This window comes from Burkholderia sp. RF7-non_BP4 (assembly GCF_001521935.1).
Classification (GTDB): Bacteria; Pseudomonadota; Gammaproteobacteria; order Burkholderiales; family Burkholderiaceae; genus Burkholderia; species Burkholderia diffusa.
In genome coordinates this window covers 36281-52909 of the sequence record NZ_LOTA01000048.1, presented here as the reverse complement: position 1 = coordinate 52909, position 16629 = coordinate 36281, and the positions used below count along the sequence as shown (strand labels likewise).

Genomic DNA, 16629 nt, shown 5'->3' with positions numbered 1-16629 from the left:
GCTTTCTCCGTTGTAAGGGTTGACCTTGTAGTGGCTTCAGGGTGTTAACTCTACACCGTCAAGCCATAGAGGAGGTTGTCATGACCGACGCCCAGCGTACCCCCGACCCACGACACCGCCATGCCGGCGGCGCCGATGCGTGCTGCGCCGACGCGCGCGACACGCAGGCGGCGACCGTTGCCGACGCGGCGCCGGCGGCCGGCGAGCACGCGCATGGCGACGCGGCGGCGCACCGCGCGCAGCCGCATGCATGCGGCCACGATCATGAGCACGATCACGCATCCGCGCACGGGACGGCGCACGCCCACGCGGCGCATGACCATGCCGGTCACGACCACGACCACGACCACGACCACGACCACGACCACGACCACGACCACGACCACGACCACGACCACGACCACGCGGCCGGCGCCTGCTGCGCGCCGGCCGCGCTGACGCTCGCGCCGCTGCCGGTCGCGCGGGCGACCGCGACGGGTCACGTCCGCTCCGCGTTCCGGATCATGCAGATGGACTGCCCGACCGAGGAAACGCTGATTCGCAAGAAGCTCGGCGGAATGCAGCAGGTCTCGGCGCTCGAATTCAACCTGATGCAGCGGATGCTGACCGTCGAACACGTACCCGGTGCGCAGCCGGCGATCGAAAGCGCGATCCGCACGCTCGGGATGACGCCGGAAGCCGCGTCGGCCGACGCACCGGCAGCCCCCGTCGCGCCGCCGCCCGCGAAGCCGTGGTGGCCCCTCGCGCTGGCCGGCGTCGCCGCGATCGCGTCCGAGGCCGTGAGCTGGGCCGGCCTGCCGGTGTGGCTGTCGGCGGTGCTGGCGCTCGCGGCGGTGCTCGCATGCGGGCTGACCACTTACAAGAAAGGCTGGATCGCGATCCGCAACGGCAACTTGAACATCAACGCGCTGATGAGCATCGCGGTGACGGGCGCGATGGCGATCGGCCAGTGGCCGGAAGCCGCGATGGTGATGGTGCTGTTCACGATCGCCGAGCTGATCGAGGCGAAGTCGCTCGATCGCGCGCGCAACGCGATCCAGGGCCTCATGCAGCTCGCGCCCGACACCGCGACCGTGCAGGACGCCGACGGCACGTGGCGCACGATCGAGGCCGCGCAGGTCGCGCTCGGCGCGATCGTGCGCGTGAAGCCGGGCGAGCGGATCGGGCTGGACGGCGAAGTGGTCGCGGGCCGCTCGACGGTGAACCAGGCGCCGATCACCGGCGAGAGCCTGCCGGTCGACAAGACGTCCGGCGACGCGGTGTACGCGGGCACGATCAACGAAGCGGGTTCGTTCGACTATCGCGTGACGGCGGTGGCCGCCGACTCGACGCTCGCGCGGATCATCCACGCGGTCGAGGAAGCGCAGGGCGCGAAGGCGCCGACGCAGCGCTTCGTCGACCAGTTCGCGCGCGTCTATACGCCGATCGTGTTCGCGGTGGCGCTGCTGGTCGCGGTGGCGCCGCCGCTCGTCATGGGCGGCGCGTGGCACGACTGGATCTACCGTGCGCTGGTGCTGCTCGTGATCGCGTGCCCGTGCGCGCTGGTGATCTCGACGCCGGTGACGATCGTGTCGGGGCTCGCGGCCGCGGCACGGCGCGGGATTCTCGTGAAGGGCGGCGTATATCTCGAAGAAGGCCGCAAGCTCGCATGGCTCGCGCTCGACAAGACCGGCACGATCACGCACGGCAAGCCGGTGCAGACCGATTTCGACCTGCATGCGACGGACGTCGACGCGGCGCGCGTGCGTCACCTCGGCGCGAGCCTCGCGGCGCGTTCCGATCACCCCGTGTCGCAGGCGATCGCCGCCGCGGCCCGCGACGCGCAGACGGCAGCGTTCGCCGATGTAGAGGACTTCGAAGCACTCGTCGGGCGCGGCGTGCGCGGCACGATCGACGGCACGCGCTACTGGCTCGGCAACCACCGCCTCGTCGAGGAGCTCGAACGCTGCTCGCCGGCGCTGGAGGCGAAGCTCGACGCGCTCGAGCGGCAGGGCAAGAGCGTCGTGATGCTGGTCGACGACACGCGCGTGCTCGGCATCTTCGCGGTGGCCGACACGATCAAGGACACCAGCCGCGCGGCGATCGCCGACCTGCACGCGCTCGGCATCCGCACCGCGATGCTGACCGGCGACAACCCGCACACCGCGCAGGCGATTGCGCGGCAGGCCGGCATCGACGATGCGCGCGGCAACCAGTTGCCCGAGGACAAGCTTGCGGCGGTCGAGGAACTGTCGGCGGGCGGTGCGGGCGCGGTCGGGATGGTCGGCGACGGCATCAACGACGCACCGGCGCTCGCGCGCGCCGACATCGGCTTCGCGATGGGCGCGATGGGCACCGACACGGCGATCGAGACGGCCGACGTCGCGCTGATGGACGACGACCTGCGCAAGATCCCCGCGTTCGTGCGGCTGTCGCGCGCGACGCACCGCGTGCTGGTGCAGAACATCGGCTTCGCGCTCGGCGTGAAGATCGTGTTCCTCGGCCTCACGGTCGCGGGGCTCGGCACGATGTGGATGGCCGTATTCGCCGATGCGGGCGCGAGCCTGATCGTCGTCGGCAACGGGCTGCGGCTGCTGTCGAAGACAGGTGTGTTCGACGGCGCGACGGCGAAGCGATGAGGAGCGGGCGATGAGCTTTCTGAAGCGGATCCTGGGCGGCCACGGTGGCGGTCACGGCGGAGGTGGCCACGGCAGCGGCCATGGAGGCGGCCACGGCAGCGGCGGGCATCACGGCGGGCAGCAACGCGGCGATCACGGCGGCCACGATGCACGCGGCCGCGACCGGCACGGATGGGGCTGGCAGCCGTCGGCCGACGCGCAGGGCAGCCTAGGCGGCAACGTGCCGCTGCGCCAGCTCGCGTGCGCAGGCTGCGGCGCGATCAACGCCGCGGATGCGCGATTCTGCGCGCAGTGCGGCGTATCGCAGCGCAGCAAGGCGTGCAGCCGGTGCCACGCGGCGCTCGCCGCCGACGCGCGCTTCTGCCCTGGCTGCGGGACGCAGGCCGGGTAAGGCGCGATCGCCGGCCGTGTTGCCGGCCGTGCTGCCGGCGTGACGGCCGATCCCCAAGACGGCATGGCGCGCGGGCTCGGCGCCCCCGCGCCACGCAACACCGCTCAACGCAGCGGCAAATGAATCTCGGTGCGCAGGTCGGCCGGCGCCGCATCCATCGGCGTATTCAGATACAGCTCGAACGGCGGCGCGTCGGCGGCTTCGCGGCCCGAGTGCCGCAGCCAGTCGCCGTAGAGCCACTGGTAGGCCGTCTTCAGGTCCGCATACGGCCCCGTGTGCAGCAACACCGCGTACTCGCCGCCGGCAACCGCGATGCGCTCCACGGGCGGCGTCGGCTCGACGTCCGGCGCGCCGTCGGCCGGCACGAAGCACGCTTTCGCGCGCAACTGCACCTCGGGCGTCGTATCCGGATCGTCGTAGAAGATCCCGATCATCCGCGCGCCGGGGCCGATCAGCCCGTGCCGCCCGGCCCACGCGCCGATCTGCCCGAACGCGTCGCCGACCTTCAGGTACGCGCCCGTATGCGGCACCGCATAACCGCGCAGTTCCGGCAGCCGCCGGATCTCGACTTCCTGCTTGAACATGTCTTCCTCTCCTCGCTGTAACGGATAAATCGGCCGGTGGACCCCGGCGAGCCGGTGCTGCGCGGGCGGCACGCCGTAAGCGTCGCGAAATGCGCGGGCGAACGCGTGCGTCGAGCCGTAGCCGGCGCGCCGCGCGATCGCGTCGAGCGGCAGCGCCGTGCACACCAGATCCTCGGACGCGCGCACGATCCGCATCCGCCGCACCGTCAGCACGATCGACTCGCCGTACAGCGCGCGATACACGCGCTGCCAGTGATACGGCGACAGGCACGCGATTTCGGCGAGCCGGTTCAGGTCGAGCGTGTCGTCGAGGTGCGCGAGGATGTAGTCGTGAACGCGCGCGATGCGTGCCGCATAGCGGGTCCACGCGGGCGTTTCGGCTTTCGTGTCGACGGTCATGCGTGCATCCCGGGCAAGAGTCGACGTCACGGTAGCACGCCGCCGATTGATAAATCTTGCGGAAATGCGTAGGGCAAAGAATTCCGGCCCTTTTTATTTTGGCGAAATTGGGTCTCGTTCCCGTCGATCTATGTCTAAAGTTAAAGACGGTGAAATCGGGTGATCGCGTCATTTTTCTCGGGTAAGTTGCTCGGACGGCAACGCACGGTTTTCGGAGTACGCAGGTAGTTCGTCGATGTTCAATCGCAACGCCACGTTTTCGGGAGAAGAAGAAATGGATGCTTCCAGCTTCATCACGTCGCTGCAGACCACGCTAGGCGGATACCTGCCCAAGATCGCCGGCGCGATCGGCATCCTGGTGATCGGCTGGCTGATCGCCGTGGCGGTGCGGGCCGGCGCGCTCCGGCTGCTCAACGCGCTGAAGGTCGATCAGCGGATCAACGAAAGCACCGGCCAGGGCGCGTGCGTCGAGCGGATCATCGCCGGCGGGCTGTTCTGGCTCGTGCTGCTCGTCACCGCGGTGGGCATCTTCAACGTGCTCAACCTCTACGCGGTCTCCAATCCGTTCTCGCTGCTCGTCACGCACATCGTCAACTACCTGCCGAACCTGATCGGCGGCGCGGCGCTGACGCTGATCGCGTGGCTGATCGCATCGCTGCTGCGCAGCCTCGCGAACCGCGCGCTGAAGGCGAGCAAGGTCGACGACAAGCTGTCCGAAAGCGCGGGCATGCAGCCGATGAGCGGCTATCTCGGCGACGTGCTGTTCTGGCTCGTGATCCTGATGTTCCTGCCGGCGATTCTCGCGTCGTTCGCGCTGTCCGGCCTGCTGTCGCCGGTGCAGGGGATGGTCGACAAGCTGCTCGCGATCGTGCCGAACCTGTTCGCGGCCGCGGTGATCGGCTTCGTCGGCTGGATCGTCGCGCGCGTGCTGCGCGGTCTCGTGACGAACCTGCTCGTCGCCGCCGGCGCCGATCGCCTCACGCAAGGCCTCGACAGCCCGACGCCGGTGCGCGTGTCGAGCCTGATCGGCACCATCGTCTACGTGTTCGTGTTCGTGCCGACGCTGATCTCCGCGCTCGATGCGCTGAAGATCGACGCGATCTCGATCCCGGCCACCAACATGCTGAACCAGTTCCTCGGCGCGGTGCCGGACATCGTCGCGGCGATCGTGATCGTGCTCGTCACGTTCTACTTCGCGCGCTTCGTCGCGTCGCTCGCGCAGAAGCTGCTGGAGGCCGCCGGCGTCGACGGGCTGCCGGCCGTGCTCGGCGTCGAGCGCGTGTTTTCGGGGATCCTGCAGCCCTCGGTGCTGGTCGCGCGGCTGATCGTGTTCTTCGCGATGCTGTTCGCGTCGGTCGAGGCCGCGAACCGGCTCGGCTTCACGCAGGTGCGCGACGTCGTCACGCTGTTCATCGAATTCGGCGGCCACGTGCTGATGGGCGGCGTGATCCTCGTGATCGGCGTGTGGCTCGCGGGCCTCGCGCGCCGCGTGATCGAGCAGGCCGACCGCGAGCACAGCGTGCTGTTCGCGCGGATCGCGCAATTCGCGATCCTCGGCCTGGTGTTCGCGATGGGGCTGCGCGCGATGGGCATCGCCAACGAGATCGTGCAGCTCGCGTTCGGCCTCGTGCTCGGCGCGATCGCGGTGGCGGTCGCGCTGTCGTTCGGCCTCGGCGGCCGCGAAGCCGCCGGCAAGCTGCTCGACCGCTGGTTCAACCAGCGCGGCGGCGGCCCGTCGGGCCAGTAAGCGTCGGCCGCCCGGCCGCCTCGTGCGGCCGGACGGCGCGCGCGGGACGACCGCGACGCGCGGCCGGCGTTGCCGTCAGCGAAACGTCAGCCGTCATCTTTGCCGAATTTCGATAACACGTCGTTTAATGACTCTCTAGCATCGATTCTCAGTCGCGCGGGCCTGGCAGGCCGGCGCCTTTCAGGAGAATCCGATGAAAGCAGAGTCGAATGGCCGGCCCGTCGCCGGCGCCAAGTCGTCCGGCCAGCCCGCGCTGCAGCAGACGCTCGGGACCTGGCAACTGTGGGGCATCGCGGTCGGCCTCGTGATTTCAGGCGAATATTTCGGCTGGAGCTACGGCTGGGCGAGTGCGGGCACGCTGGGTTTCGTCGTCACCGCGCTGTTCGTCGCGGCGATGTACACCACCTTCATCTTCAGCTTCACCGAGCTGACGACGTCGATCCCGCACGCAGGCGGCCCGTTCGCGTATGCGCGCCGCGCGTTCGGCCCGGCGGGCGGCTATCTCGCCGGCGCGGCGACGCTCGTCGAATTCGTGTTCGCGCCCCCCGCGATCGCGCTCGCGATCGGCGCGTACCTGCACGTGCAGTTTCCGGGGCTCGAACCGAAACACGCGGCGATGGGCGCGTATCTCGTGTTCATGGCGCTGAACATCGTGGGCGTGCAGATCGCCGCGACGTTCGAGCTGGTCGTCACGCTGTTCGCGATCTTCGAGCTGCTGGTGTTCATGGGCGTCGTGTCGCCGGGCTTCGCGTGGAGCAACTTCATGAAGGGCGGCTGGTCGGGCGCCGATCATTTCAGCGTCGGCGCATTCCACGGCATGTTCGCGGCGATCCCGTTCGCGATCTGGTTCTTCCTCGCGATCGAAGGCGTCGCGATGGCCGCCGAGGAGGCGAAGAACCCGAAGCGCTCGATCCCGATCGCCTACGTGGCCGGCATCCTGACGCTCGTCGCGCTGGCCATCGGCGTGATGGTGTTCGCCGGCGGCGCGGGCGACTGGACCAAGCTCGCGAACATCAACGACCCGCTGCCGCAGGCGATGAAGTACATCGTCGGCGCGAACAGCGGCTGGATGCACATGCTCGTGTGGCTCGGGCTGTTCGGGCTCGTCGCGTCGTTCCACGGGATCATCCTCGGCTATTCGCGCCAGATCTTCGCGCTGGCCCGCGAAGGCTACCTGCCGGAGTGGCTCGGCAAGGTGCATCCGCGCTTCAAGACCCCGCATCGCGCGATCCTCGCGGGCGGCGTGGTCGGCATCGCGGCGATCTACAGCGACGAGCTGATCCAGTTCGGCGGCCAGACGCTCACCGCCAACATCGTGACGATGTCGGTGTTCGGCGCGATCGTGATGTATATCGTAAGCATGGCGGCGCTGTTCAAGCTGCGCCGTTCGCAGCCGAACATGGCGCGGCCGTTCCGCGCGCCGCTGTACCCGTTCTTCCCGGCATTCGCGATCGTTGCGGCCCTGATTTGCCTCGCGACCATGGTGTACTTCAACGGGCTGGTGGCGATGGTGTTCGTCGCGTTCCTCGCGCTCGGCTACGCGTACTTCCTCGCGACCCGTTCGCAGCGCGCGAGCGCGCCGGCCGACGTGCTGCTGGAGGAATGACGATGACGAACCCGAACGCCCGCTGGTGACGGCATCCGGCGCGCCCCGTCGAACGGGCGCGCCGTTGGCGTTTCGCAAGGCAAGGACTGGCAAGGAGATTCGAACGATGTCCTACACGGAGACGATCGGCCCGCGTACGTACCGCTTCGCGGACCTGAAGACGCTGCTCGCGAAGGCGAGCCCGCTGCGCTCCGGCGACCAGCTCGCCGGCGTCGCGGCGGCGAGCGAGGAGGAGCGCGTCGCCGCGAAGATCGCGCTCGCGGGCGTGCCGCTGAAGGCGTTCCTGAACGAGGCGGTGATTCCGTACGAACACGACGAGGTCACGCGCCTGATCCTCGACGATCACGACGCGGCCGCGTTCGCGGAAATCTCGCACCTCACCGTCGGCGACTTCCGCAACTGGCTGCTGTCGCCCACGGCCGACGGCGCCGCGCTCGAACGGATCGCGCCGGGCCTCACGCCCGAGATGGTCGCGGCCGTGTCGAAGCTGATGCGCAATCAGGACCTGATCGCGGCCGCGCGCAAGCGCCGCGTCGTCACGCGCTTTCGCAACACGGTCGGGCTGCCGGGCCGGATGTCGGTGCGGCTGCAGCCGAACCATCCGACCGACGACGTGAAGGGCATCGCCGCGTCGATGCTCGACGGGCTGATGTACGGCTGCGGCGACGCGATGATCGGCATCAACCCGGCGACCGACAGCCTCGCGGCGATCGTGAAGCTGCTCGCGATGATCGACGGGTTCCGCGAGCGCTACGGCGTGCCGACGCAGTCGTGCGTGCTCACCCACGTGACCAACACGATCGCGGCGATCGAGAAGGGCGCGCCGGTCGACCTGGTGTTCCAGTCGATCGCGGGCACCGAGAAGGCGAACGCGAGTTTCGGGATCTCGCTCGCGCTGCTCGGCGAGGCGCACGAGGCCGCGTTGTCGCTCGGGCGCGGCACCGTCGGCAACAACCTGATGTATTTCGAGACGGGCCAGGGCAGCGCGCTGTCGGCGAACGCGCATTTCGGCGTCGACCAGCAGACCTGCGAGGTGCGCGCGTATGCGGTCGCGCGCAAGTTCGATCCGTTCCTCGTGAACACGGTGGTCGGCTTCATCGGGCCGGAATACCTGTACGACGGCAAGCAGATCATTCGCGCGGGGCTTGAGGATCACTTCTGCGGCAAGCTGCTCGGCGTGCCGATGGGCTGCGACATCTGCTACACGAATCACGCGGAAGCCGACCAGGACGACATGGACACGCTGCTGACGCTGCTGGGCGCCGCCGGCATCAACTTCATCATGGGGATTCCGGGCGCGGACGACGTGATGCTGAACTACCAGAGCACGTCGTTTCACGACCAGCTCTACGTGCGCGAGGTGCTCGGCCTGCGCCGCGCGCCCGAGTTCGAGGAATGGCTGGAGACGATGGAGATCGCCGACGCGCACGGCGCGCTGCGCGCCGCGAACGCGCGCGTGCCGCTGCTCGCGGGCGCGAACGACTGGATGGGGATTTCGGCATGAGCGACGCCGTCGAAAAGAATCCGTGGGCGCAGCTGAAGTCGTTCACGAACGCGCGGATCGCGCTCGGCCGCGCGGGCAGCAGCCTGCCGACCGCGCCGCTGCTCGCGTTCAACCTGTCGCACGCGCAGGCGCGCGACGCCGTGCACCAGCCGCTCGACGCGGACGCGCTGCGCCGCGAGATCGACGCGGCCGGCTTCGCGACGCTCGGCGTGCAGAGCGCGGCGCCCGATCGCCAGCATTACCTGCGCCGGCCCGATCTGGGCCGCAAGCTGTCCGACGACGGACGCGCGCTGCTGGCCGGCTACGGCGCGGCGCTCGACGATGCGCCGGACGTCGTGTTCGTGGTGGGCGACGGGCTGTCGGCCTTCGCGGCCGCGAAGCAGGCGCTGCCGTTGCTGCAGGCGATGCGGCCGCGGCTCGACGCGGACGGCTGGCGGGTCGGCCCGGTGGTGGTCGCGACGCAGGCGCGCGTCGCGCTCGGCGACGAGATCGGCGAGCTGCTGCGCGCGCAGGTCGTCGCGATGCTGATCGGCGAACGGCCGGGGCTCAGTTCGCCGGACAGCCTCGGCGTGTACCTGACCTGGGCGCCGAAGGTCGGCTGCCACGACGCGCTGCGCAACTGCATCTCGAACGTGCGGCCCGAAGGGCTGCCGCATGCCGCCGCCGCGCACAAGCTGCATTACCTGATGACGCATGCGCGCAGGCTCAAGCTGACGGGCGTCGGCCTGAAGGACGACAGCGATGCGTTGTTGCCGCAGGCGGAAGCGGAGCGGATCGGCGCGGTGTGACGGGGCGCTCCGTCTACTTGAACAACCGCTCGCACAGGAAATCGACGAACACGCGCAGCTTCGGCGACAACTGCCGGCTCGACGGCCACACGATCGAGAACTGCCCCGGCGCGATCCGGTAGTCGTCGAGCACGGTAACGAGCGCGCCGGTGTCCAGCGCGTCGCGCGCGAGGAAGTCGGGCATGTAGCCGATGCCGAGCCCCGCCATCACCGCGCCGCGCAGCGCCTCCATGTTGTTGCAGGTCATCGCGGTGCGCAGCTTCAGCGGCGTGCCGTCGTCGGCGGAGAGCGCCCAGTCCTGCAGCTTGCCGGTGGTCGGGAAACAGTAGCGCACGCAATCGTGCGTTTCGAGATCGTGCGGCGCCCGCGGCAGGCCGGCCCGCGCGAGATACGCGGGCGTCGCGCACAGCACGAACGCGAACGGGCCGAGCCGCCGCGACATCAGGCTCGAATCCGACAGCGGGCCGCTGCGGATCACCGCGTCGAAGCCGCCTTCGACGACATCGACCATCCGGTCGTTGAAATCCAGGTCGAGCTCGACGTCCGGATAGCGCTGCCTGAATTCGGGCAGCACCGGCAGCAGGAAGCGGTAGCCGATCACCGGCAGGCTCACGCGCAACTTGCCGCGCGGGCGCTGCGCGGAGGCCGTCACCGTCGCCTCCGCATCACGAAAATCCTCGAGGATCCGCTGGCAGCGTTCGTAGAAATGGCGCCCTTCGTCGGTCAGCGTGACGCGCCGCGTCGTGCGGTTGAACAGGCGCACGCCGAGCGACTGCTCGAGCCGCGCGATCGTCTTGCCGACGGCGGAGGCCGAGATGCCGAGCGCGCGGCCGGCCGCGACGAAGCTGAGCGCTTCGGCAGTGCGGACGAAGGCGGCGATGCCGTTCAGGTTTTCCATCGACGTAGGCGGGCGCGCGGGCGCGAATCGGTGAATTGAAGAATTTTAGTCCGCTATATGCGGAACTTCACGTTGTTTTTCGACGATTGAATCGAAATTATCCTTGATCGCGCTTGAGGCGCATCCGCGCCGGCTTTTCGAGGAGCGATGATGGATCACCCGTTTTCAGCCGCTACAGCCACGTCGGCGCGCCGGCGCGCGTGGGTGCTGGCCGCCGTCTGCATGGCGGCGGTCGCGCTGCCGCTGTCGTTTTCGGGCGGCGCGGTCGCGACACCCGCGATCGGCCGCGACCTGCACGGCGGCCCGGTCGCGATGAACTGGATCACCAACGCGTTCATGCTCGCGTTCGGCAGTTTCCTGATGGCGGCGGGCGCGCTGGCCGACCAGTTCGGCCGCAAGCGCGTGTTCGCGATCGGCGTCGGCGGCTTCACGCTGATGTCGGTGGCGCTCGCGTTCGCGCCGTCGATGCTCGCCGTCGACCTGCTGCGCGCCGCGCAGGGGCTCGCGGCGGCCGCGGCGCTCGCGGGCGGCACGGCCGCGCTCGCGCAGGAGTTCGACGGCGCGGCGCGCACGCGCGCGTTCAGCCTGCTCGGCACGACGTTCGGGATCGGGCTTGCGTTCGGGCCCGTGCTCGCCGGTGGCCTGATCGCGCACTTCGGCTGGCGCGCGATCTTCGTCACGGGCGCGGCGGCAGGCGCGGTGTCGCTCGCGTTCGGGCTGCCGCGCATGCACGAGTCGCGCGATCCGCACGCGACCGGGCTCGACTGGCCCGGCACGGCCGCGTTCACCGCCGCGCTCACGCTGTTCACGTTCGGCGTGATCGAGGCGCCCGCGCGCGGCTGGACGCATCCGCTCGTCGTCGCGCTGCTGGCGGCCGCGGCGCTGGGCGCGTGCGCGTTCGTCGCGATCGAGACGCGCGTCGCGCGGCCGATGCTCGACCTGTCGCTGTTCCGGATTCCGCGCTTCGTCGGCGTGCAGGTGCTGCCGGTGTCGACCTGCTGCTGCTACATCGTGCTGCTCGTCGTGCTGCCGCTGCGCTTCATCGGCATCGACGGCTTCAGCGAAATCGGCGCGGGCTGGCTGATGCTCGCGATCTCCGCGCCGATGCTGGTCGTGCCGCTCGTCGCAGCGACGCTCACGCGCTGGCTGTCGGCCGGCGTGATCTCGGGGCTCGGGCTCCTGCTCGCGGCGGCGGGCCTCGTGTGGCTGGACGTCGCGCTGCGCAGCGGCGCGGGGCCGGCGGCGATCGCGCCGATGCTCGCGATCGGCGTCGGGGCCGGCATGCCGTGGGGGCTGATGGACGGGCTGTCGGTCAGCGTCGTGCCGAAGGAGCGCGCGGGGATGGCGACCGGAATTTTCAGCACGACGCGCGTGGCGGGCGAGGGGATCGCGCTCGCGATCGCCGGCGCGGTGCTGGCGACGCTCGCGCACGCCGATTTGCGGCAGGCGTCGGGCGCGTCCGACGCGGCGTTGCGCGCGGCCGCGCGGCTCGCCACCGGCGATCTCGCCGGCGCGGCGGCCGTGTTGCCGGGTGTCGGGCGTACGGCGCTGCTCGCGAGCTATACGCACGCGTTCGACCGGTTGCTGATCGGGCTCGCGGTCGTCACGGTGCTGTGTGCGGTGGTGGTGTTCGCGTTTCTGGGTGCACGGCCCGGGGCGACGGAAGCGCGCGGCGACGACGGTGAACATGCGCATCGCGACGCGCCGGCGCGCGGCCGAACCGAGCCGGCTTGCGCGGAGGCAAGCGGGCGGTGAGCGGGGCGTCGCCGGGGGCGCGCAGGTCGACGACGACATGGCGCCGCGCCTCACCCCAGCACGAGCGGCGGCAACCCCGCATCGGCCCGCGCGTGCGCGCTTTCCACCTCGACGACCACATAGCGCAGCGCATCGGGCCACAGGTGCGCGCGACTGCCGGCATCTTCGTCGATCGCCGCGCGCCCTTGCACGAGCCACGTCGTCTGCCGGACGAAATCGACGAACAGCAGCGCGATCGCCGGATTCACGAGCAGGTTGCCGATCGTGTTGAACAGGTTGTTGCCCGCGAAATCGGGCAGCACGAGCGTACGGCGATCGGGCAGGTCGACGAGCGGGGCGAACGAACCGTCCGCGCGCGGCTGCCGGCCGCGATACGAGCAGTCGCCGTCGCCCGCCGCGTTCGCGGTCGCGACGATCAGGAAAGCCTGTTCGTGGATGAACGCGACGGCATCGTCGCCGAGGGGGCGCGGGTCGTTCATGGTTCGGGCGGCGCGTGGCCGGTGCGTGCGGATCCGCGTTCCGCACGCAAGCGACATGCCACGCTGCGCGCGGGGCGCGCGGCGACGCGTGCGCGGGCGCGCTGTGGAAAATCAGAACACCCGCCGCGCCGCCTGTGCCGTCGCGGTGTTCAGATTCGGCACACTCGTTTTCCGTGCGCCGGCACCGCCCGCGGCGGGCGGCCGGACGCACCGCTCCTGTTCCGTTTTCGGCCGGTTTGGCACGCATGTTGCGTAAACCGTGCAGCGCGATCCAACCGGCGCTGCATTCACACAAGCACGATGAACAGGAGACATGTATGAACCCGTTTGACCTGAAACAACTGGGCCTCGACGTCGAATATCCGTATCGTCAGCAGTACGACAACTACATCGGCGGCAAGTGGGTTGCGCCGGTGAAGGGCGAGTATTTCGAGAACGTGTCGCCGATCAACGGCAAGCCGTTCTGCCGCGTGCCGCGCTCCGGCGCCGACGACATCGAGGTCGCGCTCGATGCCGCGCACGCCGCGCGCCGCAAGTGGGGCAAGACGTCGGTCGCCGAGCGCGCGAACCTGCTGCTCGCCGCCGCCGACCGGATGGAAAAGAACCTGAAGCTGCTCGCGGTGGCCGAGACGATCGACAACGGCAAGCCGCTGCGCGAGACGATGGCGGCCGACCTGCCGCTCGCGATCGACCACTTCCGCTATTTCGCGGGCTGCATCCGCGCGCAGGAAGGCGGCATTTCCGAGATCGACGACAACACCGTCGCGTATCACTTCCACGAGCCGCTCGGCGTCGTCGGCCAGATCATCCCGTGGAACTTCCCGCTGCTGATGGCCGCATGGAAGCTCGCGCCGGCGCTCGCGGCCGGCTGCTGCGTCGTGATGAAGCCGGCCGAGCAGACGCCCGCGTCGGTGCTGGTGCTGATGGAGCTGATCGGCGACCTGTTCCCGGCCGGCACGATCAACATCGTCAACGGCTTCGGCAAGGAAGCGGGCGAGGCGCTCGCGACCAGCAAGCGCATCGCGAAGATCGCGTTCACCGGCTCGACGCCGGTCGGCAAGCACATCCTGCGCACCGCGGCCGAGAGCCTGATCCCGTCGACGGTCGAACTGGGCGGCAAGAGCCCGAACATCTTCTTCGCCGACGTGCTCGACCAGGACGACGCGTTCCTCGACAAGGCGCTCGAAGGGCTCGCGATGTTCGCGCTGAACCAGGGCGAGGTGTGCACGTGCCCGTCGCGGATCCTGATCCAGGAATCGATCTACGAACGCTTCATCGAGAAGGCCGTCGCGCGCGTCGAGCGCATCAAGGCCGGCCACCCGCTCGACCTGCAGACGATGATCGGCGCGCAGGCGTCGCAGCAGCAGCTCGACAAGATCCTGTCGTACATCGACATCGGCCGCGACGAAGGCGCGCAATGCCTGACGGGCGGCGAGCGCACGGCACCGGCCGCCGACCTCGGCACGGGCTACTACGTGAAGCCGACGATGCTGCTCGGCAACAACAAGATGCGCGTGTTCCAGGAAGAGATCTTCGGGCCGGTCGCGTCGGTGATGACGTTCAAGGACGAGCAGGAAGCGATCGAACTCGCGAACGACACGTTCTACGGGCTCGGCGCGGGCGTGTGGACGCGCAACGGCACGCGCGCATACCGCATGGGCCGCGAGATCGAGGCCGGCCGCGTGTGGACCAACTGCTACCACCTGTACCCCGCGCATGCGGCGTTCGGCGGCTACAAGCAGTCGGGTATCGGCCGCGAGACGCACAAGATGGCGCTGTCGAACTATCAGCAGACGAAGTGCCTGCTGGTCAGCTACCAGGCCGAGGCGCTCGGGTTCTTCTGATCGCCGGCGTGGGGAGGCGAAGTGCGGGCCGGGCGGCGGCGCAATGCTGCCCGGTGCGGTGGCCGGTGTTGGACGGCGGCGTGTCGTCCGACGCCGGATCGCCGTGCAACGTTCGACGGTCCGGGCGATCGTCCGGCACTTCGCCGTTTTTCGCCTTTCGTCATTCGATACGCGGCGTCGGCTGCGCGGCACCGGCCGTCGCGCGTTCGCGCCCGCATCGCGCATCCATCGATGGGCCCGACGGAAACCAGCATGGCAGAACCGCCCCGATCCTATCCGCGTCACCCGGTGTTCCACGCGGGCGAGCTCGACGCGCAGCACCGGTTCGGCGTCGCCGACGAAGCCGAGCGGATGAGCGACGTCGTCACGGCGCGGCTGAGCATCGGCGTGCGCCAGTTCGTCGAATCGCAGCCGTTCATGTTCGTCGGCACGACGTGCGGCGGCCCGGCGCGCGTGACCTGCGACATCGTGCAGGGCATGCGCGACGCGAACGGCGACCTGTGGCCGGTCGTGCGCGTGATCGACACGAAGACGCTGCGCTTCGCGCTGCCGACGCACGGCGACGGCGATCGGATCGATGCGCGCGCGTGCGACGGCAGCGGCATCGGGCTGTTGTTCGTCGATTTCGTGCGCGGCATCCGCTATCGGATCAACGGCCGCGCGACGTTGCGCGCCGATCTGCCGGCGGCGGATGCCGCGCCCTGGCCGGCCGGCGGCCCGATCGTCGAGCTGGCGGTCGCGCAGGCGTACGGCAATTGCGGCACGCGGGTCGTGCGGTTGCGGCCGGGCGCGTAGCGCGTCGCCGGGCCGCGCGCGGCGCGCATGCCGCACCCGCGCGGTGCGTGGCGTGCCGCCTCCGGGTGCGCCCTCATGGCGCGCGGCGGCCGCACGGCGTGCAATGACGGGCTTGTCGCCGGACCGCGCGGTTCGGCACGGGACTTGCGTGTTGGACGCAGTTCCGGGCAGGTGAGGAGAACACGATGGGTCAACGAGTGGAGTGCATGGCCGAGCCGACGGCCGAGGACACGCGGTGCAGCGCGCAGGGTGACGACGCGCTCGCCGGCCAGGCCGTGGTCAGCGTCGCGCACGACGCCGACGAGCAGGCGCGCAACCTGATCGGCTGGCGGCAGACTTACGACCAGCTCGCGGCCGGCCGCTTCGTCGGCACGCTGACCGAGCTGCCGCTCGACACGATGAAGCTGTTTCGCGAATCGACCAGCCACCTGCTGCGCCAGGCATGCGAGGTGCGCGGCGACGCGTACTGGTTCGGCATCCCGCTGGTCAGCGACGGCACCGCGCGCGTCGATGCGTGCCGCATCGGGCCCGGTGCGCTCGCGTTCCGGCCCGGCAACGTCGAATTCGAATTGCTGACGCCCGCGCAGTTCTCGATCTACGGCGTGGTCGTGCGCGGCGACGTGCTGCGCCGCTACGCGGAGGAAGTCGAACACCGCGCGCTCGACGAGCGGCTGTTCACGCAGCGCGTGATCCAGGTCGGCGATACGCGGCTCGCGCGCCTGTGCGCGCTGCTCGGCCGCCGGCTCGACGGTGCGGCGGCCGTGGGCGGGCCGCTGCCCGACGCGCAGCGCGACGACCTGCAGGCCGAGGTGCTGGCCGCGCTGTTCGATGCGTGCGCGCAGCCCGCGGACGACGGCGTCGGCGGCGCACCGTCGACACGGCGCTGGATCGTCGAGCAGGCGCGCGAGTACGTGCTCGCGCACCGCACGCGCCCGGTCGGCGTGCCCGAGCTGTGCGAGCAACTGCACGTGAGCCGGCGCACGCTGCAGTACTGCTTCCAGGACGTGCTCGGCATGGCGCCCGCGACCTACCTGCGCACGCTGCGGCTGAACGGCGCGCGGCGCGACCTGTGCGGGCGGGCGGCCGGCTCGGTGCAGGACGTCGCGGAGGCGTGGGGCTTCTGGCACCTGAGCCAGTTCGCGACCGACTATCGGCGGCTGTTCGGCAAGCGGCCGTCGGAGACGCTGCGCGAGCGCGCGGTGACGGTGGCGGCGGGATGAG

Annotated in this window: 14 protein-coding genes; 10 read left to right on the top strand and 4 right to left on the bottom strand. The window is 69.9% G+C overall.

Annotated elements, in window-relative coordinates:
- Window positions 1-50: 50 nt before the first annotated feature.
- Window positions 51-482, bottom strand: a complete 432-nt coding sequence (locus tag WS49_RS36115) for a hypothetical protein (protein ID WP_257130205.1) — start codon at window positions 480-482, stop codon at window positions 51-53.
- Between the two features lie 27 nt (window positions 483-509).
- On the opposite strand from WS49_RS36115, the gene WS49_RS17730 reads away from it, so the two are divergent.
- On the top strand, window positions 510-2618 hold the full coding sequence (locus WS49_RS17730) for a heavy metal translocating P-type ATPase (protein ID WP_257127696.1): 2109 nt from the start codon (window positions 510-512) through the stop codon (window positions 2616-2618).
- A gap of 10 nt (window positions 2619-2628) precedes the next feature.
- The gene (locus WS49_RS17725) at window positions 2629-3009 is read left to right on the top strand and encodes a zinc ribbon domain-containing protein (protein ID WP_059531167.1); all 381 of its coding nucleotides are present in this window, start codon (window positions 2629-2631) and stop codon (window positions 3007-3009) included.
- A gap of 104 nt (window positions 3010-3113) precedes the next feature.
- Here the strand turns inward: WS49_RS17725 and WS49_RS17720 are convergent, their stop codons facing one another.
- Window positions 3114-3992, bottom strand: a complete 879-nt coding sequence (locus WS49_RS17720; protein WP_059531162.1) for an AraC family transcriptional regulator — start codon at window positions 3990-3992, stop codon at window positions 3114-3116.
- A 274-nt stretch (window positions 3993-4266) separates the two neighbouring features.
- On the opposite strand from WS49_RS17720, the gene WS49_RS17715 reads away from it, so the two are divergent.
- From WS49_RS17715 to eutC, 4 genes are all read left to right on the top strand, one after another.
- Window positions 4267-5739 (top strand): mechanosensitive ion channel, encoded by a 1473-nt coding sequence (locus WS49_RS17715; protein WP_059531158.1) that lies wholly within the window; start codon window positions 4267-4269, stop codon window positions 5737-5739.
- Between the two features lie 193 nt (window positions 5740-5932).
- Window positions 5933-7345 (top strand): ethanolamine permease, encoded by a 1413-nt coding sequence (gene eat / locus WS49_RS17710; protein WP_059531155.1) that lies wholly within the window; start codon window positions 5933-5935, stop codon window positions 7343-7345.
- Window positions 7346-7451: 106 nt separating this feature from the next.
- On the top strand, window positions 7452-8849 hold the full coding sequence (locus tag WS49_RS17705) for an ethanolamine ammonia-lyase subunit EutB (protein WP_059531152.1): 1398 nt from the start codon (window positions 7452-7454) through the stop codon (window positions 8847-8849).
- Window positions 8846-9637, top strand: a complete 792-nt coding sequence (gene eutC / locus WS49_RS17700; protein ID WP_059531149.1) for an ethanolamine ammonia-lyase subunit EutC — start codon at window positions 8846-8848, stop codon at window positions 9635-9637. The genes WS49_RS17705 and eutC overlap by 4 nt, the downstream gene beginning before the upstream one ends.
- Before the next feature lie 13 nt (window positions 9638-9650).
- Here the strand turns inward: eutC and WS49_RS17695 are convergent, their stop codons facing one another.
- On the bottom strand, window positions 9651-10535 hold the full coding sequence (locus WS49_RS17695) for a LysR family transcriptional regulator (protein WP_059531146.1): 885 nt from the start codon (window positions 10533-10535) through the stop codon (window positions 9651-9653).
- 150 nt (window positions 10536-10685) lie between these two features.
- Here WS49_RS17695 and WS49_RS17690 point away from each other — a divergent pair, with 150 nt between their 5' ends.
- A complete protein-coding gene (locus WS49_RS17690; protein WP_059531143.1) occupies window positions 10686-12290 on the top strand; it encodes an MFS transporter in 1605 nt (534 codons plus the stop codon).
- A gap of 50 nt (window positions 12291-12340) precedes the next feature.
- Here the strand turns inward: WS49_RS17690 and WS49_RS17685 are convergent, their stop codons facing one another.
- On the bottom strand, window positions 12341-12769 hold the full coding sequence (locus WS49_RS17685) for a pyridoxamine 5'-phosphate oxidase family protein (protein ID WP_059531139.1): 429 nt from the start codon (window positions 12767-12769) through the stop codon (window positions 12341-12343).
- Between the two features lie 317 nt (window positions 12770-13086).
- On the opposite strand from WS49_RS17685, the gene exaC reads away from it, so the two are divergent.
- The 3 genes from exaC to WS49_RS17670 all read left to right on the top strand — a co-directional run bounded on the left by exaC (window position 13087) and on the right by WS49_RS17670 (window position 16628).
- On the top strand, window positions 13087-14613 hold the full coding sequence (gene exaC / locus WS49_RS17680; RefSeq protein ID WP_059531136.1) for an acetaldehyde dehydrogenase ExaC: 1527 nt from the start codon (window positions 13087-13089) through the stop codon (window positions 14611-14613).
- A gap of 252 nt (window positions 14614-14865) precedes the next feature.
- A complete protein-coding gene (locus tag WS49_RS17675; protein WP_059531133.1) occupies window positions 14866-15408 on the top strand; it encodes a hypothetical protein in 543 nt (180 codons plus the stop codon).
- 185 nt (window positions 15409-15593) lie between these two features.
- Window positions 15594-16628, top strand: a complete 1035-nt coding sequence (locus tag WS49_RS17670; RefSeq protein WP_059531131.1) for a helix-turn-helix domain-containing protein — start codon at window positions 15594-15596, stop codon at window positions 16626-16628.
- Window position 16629: the final 1 nt, after the last annotated feature.